Origin of the sequence: Stenotrophomonas sp. GD03958 (genome assembly GCF_029839005.1) — a bacterium.
Taxonomy (GTDB): Bacteria; Pseudomonadota; Gammaproteobacteria; order Xanthomonadales; family Xanthomonadaceae; genus Stenotrophomonas; species Stenotrophomonas hibiscicola.
The window spans coordinates 1-8,005 of the sequence record NZ_JAOBZT010000113.1; the positions used below are offsets into that span (position 1 = coordinate 1).

6 protein-coding genes are annotated in these 8,005 nt (G+C 66.2%); 5 read left to right on the plus strand and 1 reads right to left on the minus strand.

From position 1 onward, the window contains the following. Nucleotides 1-14 precede the first annotated feature (14 nt). On the minus strand, nucleotides 15-1,511 hold the full coding sequence (locus N5C25_RS19730) for an aminotransferase class III-fold pyridoxal phosphate-dependent enzyme (protein ID WP_019661257.1): 1,497 nt from the start codon (nucleotides 1,509-1,511) through the stop codon (nucleotides 15-17). A gap of 211 nt (nucleotides 1,512-1,722) precedes the next feature. Here N5C25_RS19730 and queA point away from each other — a divergent pair, with 211 nt between their 5' ends. From queA to secF, 5 genes are all read left to right on the plus strand, one after another. Next, nucleotides 1,723-2,799 carry a tRNA preQ1(34) S-adenosylmethionine ribosyltransferase-isomerase QueA gene (gene queA / locus N5C25_RS19735; RefSeq protein WP_111104032.1) on the plus strand — a complete coding sequence of 359 codons (1,077 nt, stop codon included), beginning with the start codon at nucleotides 1,723-1,725 and terminating at the stop codon, nucleotides 2,797-2,799. 237 nt (nucleotides 2,800-3,036) lie between these two features. Beyond that, the gene (gene tgt, locus N5C25_RS19740; RefSeq protein WP_005409256.1) at nucleotides 3,037-4,167 is read left to right on the plus strand and encodes a tRNA guanosine(34) transglycosylase Tgt; all 1,131 of its coding nucleotides are present in this window, start codon (nucleotides 3,037-3,039) and stop codon (nucleotides 4,165-4,167) included. 133 nt (nucleotides 4,168-4,300) lie between these two features. After that, nucleotides 4,301-4,645 (plus strand): preprotein translocase subunit YajC, encoded by a 345-nt coding sequence (yajC, locus tag N5C25_RS19745; protein ID WP_005416201.1) that lies wholly within the window; start codon nucleotides 4,301-4,303, stop codon nucleotides 4,643-4,645. Nucleotides 4,646-4,706: 61 nt separating this feature from the next. After that, nucleotides 4,707-6,563 (plus strand): protein translocase subunit SecD, encoded by a 1,857-nt coding sequence (secD, locus tag N5C25_RS19750; protein ID WP_058981764.1) that lies wholly within the window; start codon nucleotides 4,707-4,709, stop codon nucleotides 6,561-6,563. A 16-nt stretch (nucleotides 6,564-6,579) separates the two neighbouring features. Then, the gene (gene secF, locus N5C25_RS19755) at nucleotides 6,580-7,560 is read left to right on the plus strand and encodes a protein translocase subunit SecF (RefSeq protein WP_058981767.1); all 981 of its coding nucleotides are present in this window, start codon (nucleotides 6,580-6,582) and stop codon (nucleotides 7,558-7,560) included. The last annotated feature ends 445 nt before the right edge of the window (nucleotides 7,561-8,005 follow it).

Genomic DNA, 8,005 nt, shown 5'->3' on the forward strand with positions numbered 1-8,005 from the left:
AACGCCAAGCAGGCTTACGCGGCAGCGGCCTGTTCGCGGCGCGGGCCTTCACGCAGGGCACGGCCGACCATCCCCACCAGCAGGTCCAGCTCCTCGCTGTCCATGCCGAAGTGCGGGGTGAAGCGCAGCGAGTTCTCGCCACCGTGGATCACGTTGATGCCGTGCTGGCGCAGCCATTCTTCGGTGGAATTGGCGCCGTAGCACTTGAACTGCGGCGCCAGCTCGCAGGAGAACAGCAGGCCGGTACCCTGCACCTTGGTGATCAGGCCGCCCAGCTCGTTCTTCAGCTGCTCCAGCTTGCGTACGGCTTCGGCGCCACGTTCGGCGATGTTGGCGCGCACCTGTGGGGTCAGCTGGGCCAGCGTGGCGCAGGCCACGTCCAGCGCACGCGGGTTGCTGGTCATGGTGTTGCCGTAGATGCCCTTGCGGTACAGCTGCGCGGCATGCTCGGTCACCGCCAGCACCGACAGCGGGTACTGCGCGGCGTTCAGCGCCTTCGAATAGGTTTCCATGTCCGGCGGGTCCAAGCCTTCGAAGCCCGGGTAATCGACCACCGAGAGCACGCCATGCGCGCGCAGGCCGGCCTGGATCGAGTCGAGCAGCAGCAGGCTGCCATGCGCACGGGTCAGTTCGCGGGCCACGGCGTAGAACGACGGCGGCACCGAGCGGCCCGGGTCGCCTTCGCCCATCACCGGCTCCAGGAACACCGCCTCGATGAACCACTGGTTGCGTGCGGCGTCCTCGAACACCTTGCGCAGGCCGGCCTCATCGTACGGCGCCACGGTGATCACCGAATCCTCGCCACGGTAGCTGGCCAGGTGCTGCATGTAGCTCTTGCGGCTGGAATCGGAATACAGGGCAGGGCGGTCGGTACGGCCATGGAAGCTGCCCTTGACCACCACGCGCTTGATCGCAGCGCCAGCGTGGCGCGCACCCGGGTCGGTCTGCAGCTTGGCGTTGACGTCGGCGATGCGCGCGGCCAGGCCGACCGCTTCGGAGCCGGAATTCAGGCACATGAAACGGGCGAATGGGCAGCCGCCACGGCGATGGCCGATCTCGGCGCGCAGGGCGGTGATGAAGCGCTGCTGCGACAGGCTGGGGGTCATGATGTTGGCCATCACCTGCGGGCGGGCCATTGCCTCCAACACGGCGTCCGGGGTGTGCCCGAAGCCGAGCATGCCGTAGCCGCCAGCGTCGTACAGCACGGCGCCCTTCAGGGTGACCACCCACGGGCCGCGCGCAGCCAGTGCCACGTACGGGGTCACCGCGTCATCGGCGTAGAAGTTGACGAAACCATCCTGCATCGCGTCGATCTGCGCCTGTTCGTCCTGCGCCAGCAGCGGCCCCAGGTCGGCCTGCACGCGCGCGAATTCCTCGGCGGCGGCGTCCACCGCGGCGATCAGCTGCGGGTGGTTGGCGGACAGGGCGGTCAGCGTGGCGTCGTCCAGGCCGGAGGTGAGGCGGGTGCCAGGCTGGGCGCGCAGGGGGGCGAGGCGTTCGATGAAGCTCATTGCAGATCTCCTGAAACGATGGGTCGCACGGGCCTTCAAATGCAAAACGCGCGTCATCACGCGCGCTTGGGGGCAGGCTCGTGCAGCGGACTTCCAACTCGATGCTAGCACTTGTTTTTTTGCGCGATAACCCCGCAGAAACCTGCTGCATAGCAGCATTTTGCGCGACGTTCGCCGCGAAGCGCGCCGGCTCGCAGACGCTGGACGTACAATGCGCGCCATTGTCGACCTGTTGCCGCCCACTGCCTTGAAGAAGTCCGATTTCCACTACGACCTGCCGGCTGAACTGATCGCGCAGGCTCCCTTGGCCGAACGTTCCGCCAGCCGCCTGATGCTGGTGCCGGCCGCACCTGCGGCCTTCACCGATCTGCAGGTGCGCGACCTGCCGTCCCTGCTGCAGCCGGGCGACCTGCTGGTGTTCAACGACACCCGCGTGATCCCGGCGCGCCTGTTCGGGCAGAAGGCCAGCGGCGGCCGCGTGGAGATCCTGATCGAGCGCCTGCTCGGTGGCCAGCAGGCCCGTGCCCAGGTCGGCGCCAGCAAGTCGCCGAAGGCCGGCAGCCGCATTGCGCTGGATGCCGGTGGGGAGGCCGAGGTGCTGGGTCGCGACGGCGAGTTCTACGTGCTGCAGTTCCACGTGCCTGAGTCGCTGGAGCAGTGGCTGCTGCACGCCGGCCGCCTGCCGCTGCCGCCGTACATCCAGCGTGAGCCGGGCGTGGACGATCGCGAGCGCTACCAGACCGTGTTCGCGCGCGAAGTGGGCGCGGTGGCGGCACCGACCGCCGGCCTGCATTTCGACGAACCGCTGCTGGCCGCGCTGAAGGAGAAGGGCGTGGACTTCGGCCACGTCACCCTGCACGTGGGGGCGGGCACCTTCCAGCCGGTGCGCGCCGATGACCTGAAGGACCACGTGATGCACCGCGAGTGGCTGAACGTCGGCGCCGAACTGGTGCAGCAGGTGCGGCGCACGCGCGCCGCCGGCGGCCGGGTGATCGGCGTCGGCACCACCGTGGTGCGCGCGCTGGAAAGTGCGATGCGCGATGGCGAGCTGCTGCCGTTTGCCGGTGAAACGCAGATCTTCATCACCCCGGGCTACCGCATCCGCAGCGTCGACGCGATGGTGACCAACTTCCACCTGCCGGAGAGCACCTTGCTGATGATGATTTCCGCGTTTGCCGGCAAGGAGCGGGTGTTCGAGGCCTACCGGCACGCGATCGAGCAGCGCTACCGCTTCTTCAGCTACGGCGACGCGATGCTGCTGTTCCCGCAGGCGGGGGTAGGGCGCTGACCTCTGCCTGCTTGTGGTGGGTGCGCACCGTTGGTGCGCACTTGCAGGTGCCTGGAGACCAGGAAAGCCACGCAAGGCGTGGCTCTACTGCCCAGGTAGATCCACACCATGCGTGATGAATCCGGTAGCCCCGGCCATCCCGGGCAAATCGCTCCGCCGGGCATGGCCCGGCGCTACCGGAGCAGGGAGGGCGGTTTTGGGAGACAATGGGCAACTATTTGCCCGAATGACCGCTCCATGTCCCGATTGCAGTTCCAGCTCCAGACCCGCGACGGCCGTGCCCGCCGTGGCCGCCTGACCTTCCCGCGTGGCACGGTGGAAACGCCGGCCTTCATGCCGGTGGGGACCTATGGCTCGGTCAAGGGCATCCTGCCGGACCAGGTGCGGGCGCTGGGCGCCGAGATCATCCTCGGCAACACCTTCCACCTGTACCTGCGCCCGGGCCTGGACATCATCGCCGACCACGGCGGCCTGCATGGCTTCTGCCGCTGGGATGGCCCGATCCTGACCGATTCGGGTGGTTTCCAGGTGTTCTCGCTGGCCCACCGCCGCAAGATCACCGAGCAGGGCGTGACCTTCGCCTCGCCCACCGATGGTGCCCGCGTGTTCCTGGGCCCGGAAGAGAGCATGAAGATCCAGAAGGTGCTCGATTCGGACGTGGTGATGATCTTCGACGAGTGCACCCCTTATCCGGCCACCGAGGATGTGGCGCGCCGCTCGATGGAGCTGAGCCTGCGCTGGGCCCAGCGCAGCCGCAACGCGCATGACGAGCTCGGCAACGACGCGGCCCTGTTCGGCATCGTCCAAGGGGGCGTGCACACCGATCTGCGCAGCCGTTCGGCCGAGGCCCTGCAGGCGATCGGCTTCGACGGGTATGCCATCGGCGGCCTGGCCGTGGGCGAGCCGGAGCACGAGCGCAACGCCATGCTCGACCACCTGGACCCGGAGCTGCCAAGCGACCGTCCGCGCTATCTGATGGGGGTGGGCCGGCCGGAGGACCTGGTCGAGGGTGTCGCACGTGGCGTGGACATGTTCGACTGCGTGATGCCGACCCGCAATGCGCGCAACGGCCATTATTTCACCTCGTTCGGCACCGTCCGCATCCGTAATTCCCAGTACGCGCGCGACATGGACCCGATCGAGCCGGGCTGCGGCTGCGTGGCCTGCACCGGTGGCTATACCCGTTCCTACCTGCGCCACCTGGACCGCTGCAACGAGATGCTGGCGCCGATGCTGGGCACCCTGCACAACCTGTTCTATTACGAAAAGCTGATGGCCGACATCCGCGCGGCCATCGAGGCGGGAACCTTCCTGGCCTTCCGTGAGTCTTTCTACGCGGCACGCGGGGCGGTGGCCCCGCCCCTCTAACCCGGACGCCCCCTGCCAAACGGTCCAAGGACGAACGCCCGGGGCCGTGGCATACTTCAAGGCTGACCCAGATCCGCGGTCGACACCCCCGCCCCTCAAGGGACGGGAGCGCCGCCCAACCAAAGGACCAACGATGAACCTGCTTGCTTTCCTGATTCCCGCCGCCCACGCCCAGGCCGCCGGCGGCCAACCGCAGGGCATGGGCCTGACCACGCTGCTGTTCCCGATCATCCTGATCGCCATCATGTACTTCCTGATGATCCGCCCGCAGATGAAGCGGCAGAAGGAGCACAAGGCCATGCTGGAGAAGATCAAGCGCGGCGATGAAGTGCTGACCAACGGCGGCATCGCCGGCAAGGTCACCGACATCGGCGACCACTTCATCACCGTCGAAGTGGCCGACAACGTGCGCATCCGCGTGCAGAAGGGCGCTGTCGGCAGCGTGCTGCCGACCGGCACCCTGGATTCGGCCAAGTAAGCCACTCCCTTTCCGAAGCACAACCGCGGCGCCGGGGATGGCGCCGCGCGGGACCCAAGCAATGCTCGAATTTCCACGCTGGAAGTACGTCGTCATCCTGATCGTACTGGCGCTCAGCGCGCTGTACGCGCTGCCCAACATCTACCAGAAGGACCCGGCCATCCAGATCACCGCCAACCGTGGCGGGCAGATCGACGATGCGCTGCGCGACCGTGTGCTGGCCGATCTGAAAAAGGCCGGCATCGCCACCATCGGTGCCGAAAAGGAAGGGGAAAGCCTGATCGTCCGCCTGTCGGACCTGAAGTCGCAGTCCGCTGCCAGCGACGTCCTGCGTGACACCGTCGGCGAGAAGTACACCGTGGCGCTGAACCTGGCTTCGACCGTGCCGGACTGGCTGGCCAACCTCGGCGGTCGCCCGATGGTGCTGGGCCTGGACCTGCAGGGCGGCGTGCATTTCGTGCTGCAGGTCGACCAGAAGGCTGCCCTCGACAAGCGCCTGGATGCCTATACCGAAGACGTGCGCAGCACGCTGCGCGACGCCCGCATTCCGTACCAGTCGGTGGAACGCCGTGCCGACAACAGCATCGTGGCCAACCTGAGCCCGTCCGCCGGCGACGACGCCGCGCAGCGTGCGCGCGCCGCCCTGGTGAAGGCGCAGCCGACGCTGGGCTATGACGTCAGTGGCAACCGCATCACAGTCACCGTGCCGGAGACCGAGATCACCCAGATCGCCAATGGCGCCATCGAGCAGAACATCAACACCCTGCGCAACCGTGTGAACCAGTTGGGCGTGGCCGAACCGATCATCCAGCGGCAGGGTGCAGACCGCGTGGTCGTGCAGCTGCCGGGTGTGCAGGACACCGCCGAAGCCAAGCGCATGATCGGCGCCACCGCCACCCTGGAGTACCGCGCGGTGGTCGAGGGCAATGCGCAGGACGCCATCAATTCCGGCCGCATCCCGCCGGAGGCGAAGGTGTACCAGCGTCGTGACGGCCTGGGCCCGGTGCTGCTGAACAAGCGCGTGATCGTCACCGGTGACCAGATGGTCGGCGCGCAGGCGGTGACCGATCCGAACAGTGGCTCTCCGGCCGTCAGCGTGACGCTGAACAATGTCGGCGGCCAGCGCATGTTCGACTTCACCAGCGCCAACGTGAACAAGCCGATGGCGGTGGTCTACACCGAGCGCGTGCCGACCGTGACCGTCGTCGACGGCCAGGAAGTGCGTGGCTTCAAGGTCAACGAGGAAGTGATCTCGGTGGCCAACATCAATGGTGTGTTCGGCAAGAACTTCCAGACCACCGGCCTGCAGAAGAAGGAAGCCGAGGACCTGGCCAAGCTGCTGAAGTCGGGTTCGCTGGCTGCGCCGATGGACTTCGTCGAAGAGCGCGTGGTCGGCCCGAGCCTGGGCGCCGAGAACGTCAAGAACGGCATGCGCGCGGTCGTGTTCGCATTCCTGTTCACCCTGGTGTTCTTCAGCATCTACTACCGCATGTTCGGTGTGATCACCTCGGCGGCAATGCTGTTCAACCTGCTGATCGTGGTGGCGGTGATGTCGCTGTTCGGCGCGACCATGACCCTGCCGGGCTTCGCCGGCCTGGCGTTGTCGGTCGGCCTGTCGGTGGACGCCAACGTGCTGATCAACGAGCGTATCCGAGAAGAGCTGCGTGCCGGCGTGCCGGGCAAGACCGCGATCGTGACCGGTTACGAGCGTGCTTCGGGCACCATCCTCGACGCCAACCTGACCGGCCTGATCGTCGGTGTGGCGCTGTTTGCATTCGGTACCGGTCCGCTGAAGGGCTTCGCGCTGACCATGATCATCGGTATTTTCGCCTCCATGTTCACCGCGATCACCGTGTCGCGTGCGCTGGCGACGCTGATCTACGGCCGCCGCAAGAAGCTCCAGAACGTGGCCATCTGACGGGACGACACGCACAATGAAACTGTTTCCGCTGCACATCCTCCCGAACGACACCAAGATCGACTTCATGCGCTGGCGCCATGTCGCCATGGCAGTCACCATCGTGGTGTTTCTGGCCTCGGTCGCCATCATCGGCATCAAGGGCTTCAACTACGCACTGGACTTCACCGGCGGCACCCTGATCGAAACGCGTTTCGAGAAGGCCGTGGACGTCGAGCAGGTCCGCGCCAAGCTGGAGCAGAACGGCTTCGACGGTGCCCAGGTGCAGAGCGTCGGTGGCAACACCGACCTGCTGATCCGCCTGGCGCCGCACGGCGAGCATGCGCCGGGCACCGGTGATGCCGCTGCCGAGGACAAGGCCACCGCCGCGGCCGTGGTGAAGGTGCTGTCCAGCGCCGACAACCAGGCCACGGTGATGAGTACCGCATTCGTCGGCCCGCAGATCGGCAAGGACCTGGCGAAGAATGGCCTGTACGCCACCATCTTCATGCTGGCCGGCTTCCTGATCTACATCGCGGTGCGCTTCGAATGGAAGTTCGCGGTCACCGCCAGCATCGTGGCGATGTTCGACCTGATCGTGACGGTCGCCTACGTGTCCCTGCTGGGCCGTGAGTTCGACCTGACCGTGCTGGCCGGCCTGCTGTCGGTGATGGGCTTTGCGATCAACGACATCATCGTGGTGTTCGACCGCGTCCGCGAGAACTTCCGCAGCCTGCGCGTGGACTCGATGGAAGTGCTGAACCGCTCGATCAACCAGACGCTGTCGCGTACGGTGATCACCGCGGTGATGTTCTTCCTGTCGGCGCTGGCGCTGTACATGTACGGCGGCAGCTCGATGGAAGGCCTGGCTGAGACGCACATGATCGGTGCAGTGATCGTGGTGCTGTCCTCGATCCTGGTGGCGGTGCCGATGCTGACGATCGGTTTCCTGCGCGTGAGCAAGCAGGACCTGCTGCCGAAGGCGAAGGACGTCGAGGCCCTGGCCCGTCGCCCGTAATCGTTCGCCCTGCACGCAACACACAGAGAACCCCGCGCAAGCGGGGTTTTTTGTTGGCAGGGCTTGCAGCCCTGCACCTGCAGAGGCAACAGCAACAGCAACAGCAACAGCGGGCATTCCGTGGATTTGGTGGGGCGGTGTCGGAGTGCGGGGGCGCCGCAAGTACGTCCCTGTAGGCTTGGCAGCCGCATCCATGCGGCTGACACCCCGCACTCCGACACCGCCCCACCTCTGACAGATTCCGGCGATCTGGTAGATCCACGCCATGCGTGGATGAATCTCCATTGAAATCGAATATTTCGACAATTGAACGAAGAGCATCCACGCATGGCGTGGATCTACGTGTCGACCAAGGTCGACACCCACCAAGAGCAGGCCATGCATTCCGACAGCTCGCGGAGAACTGTCGAAGGCGGGGTGGGTCCGGTGGCGGGGGCGTGAGCCG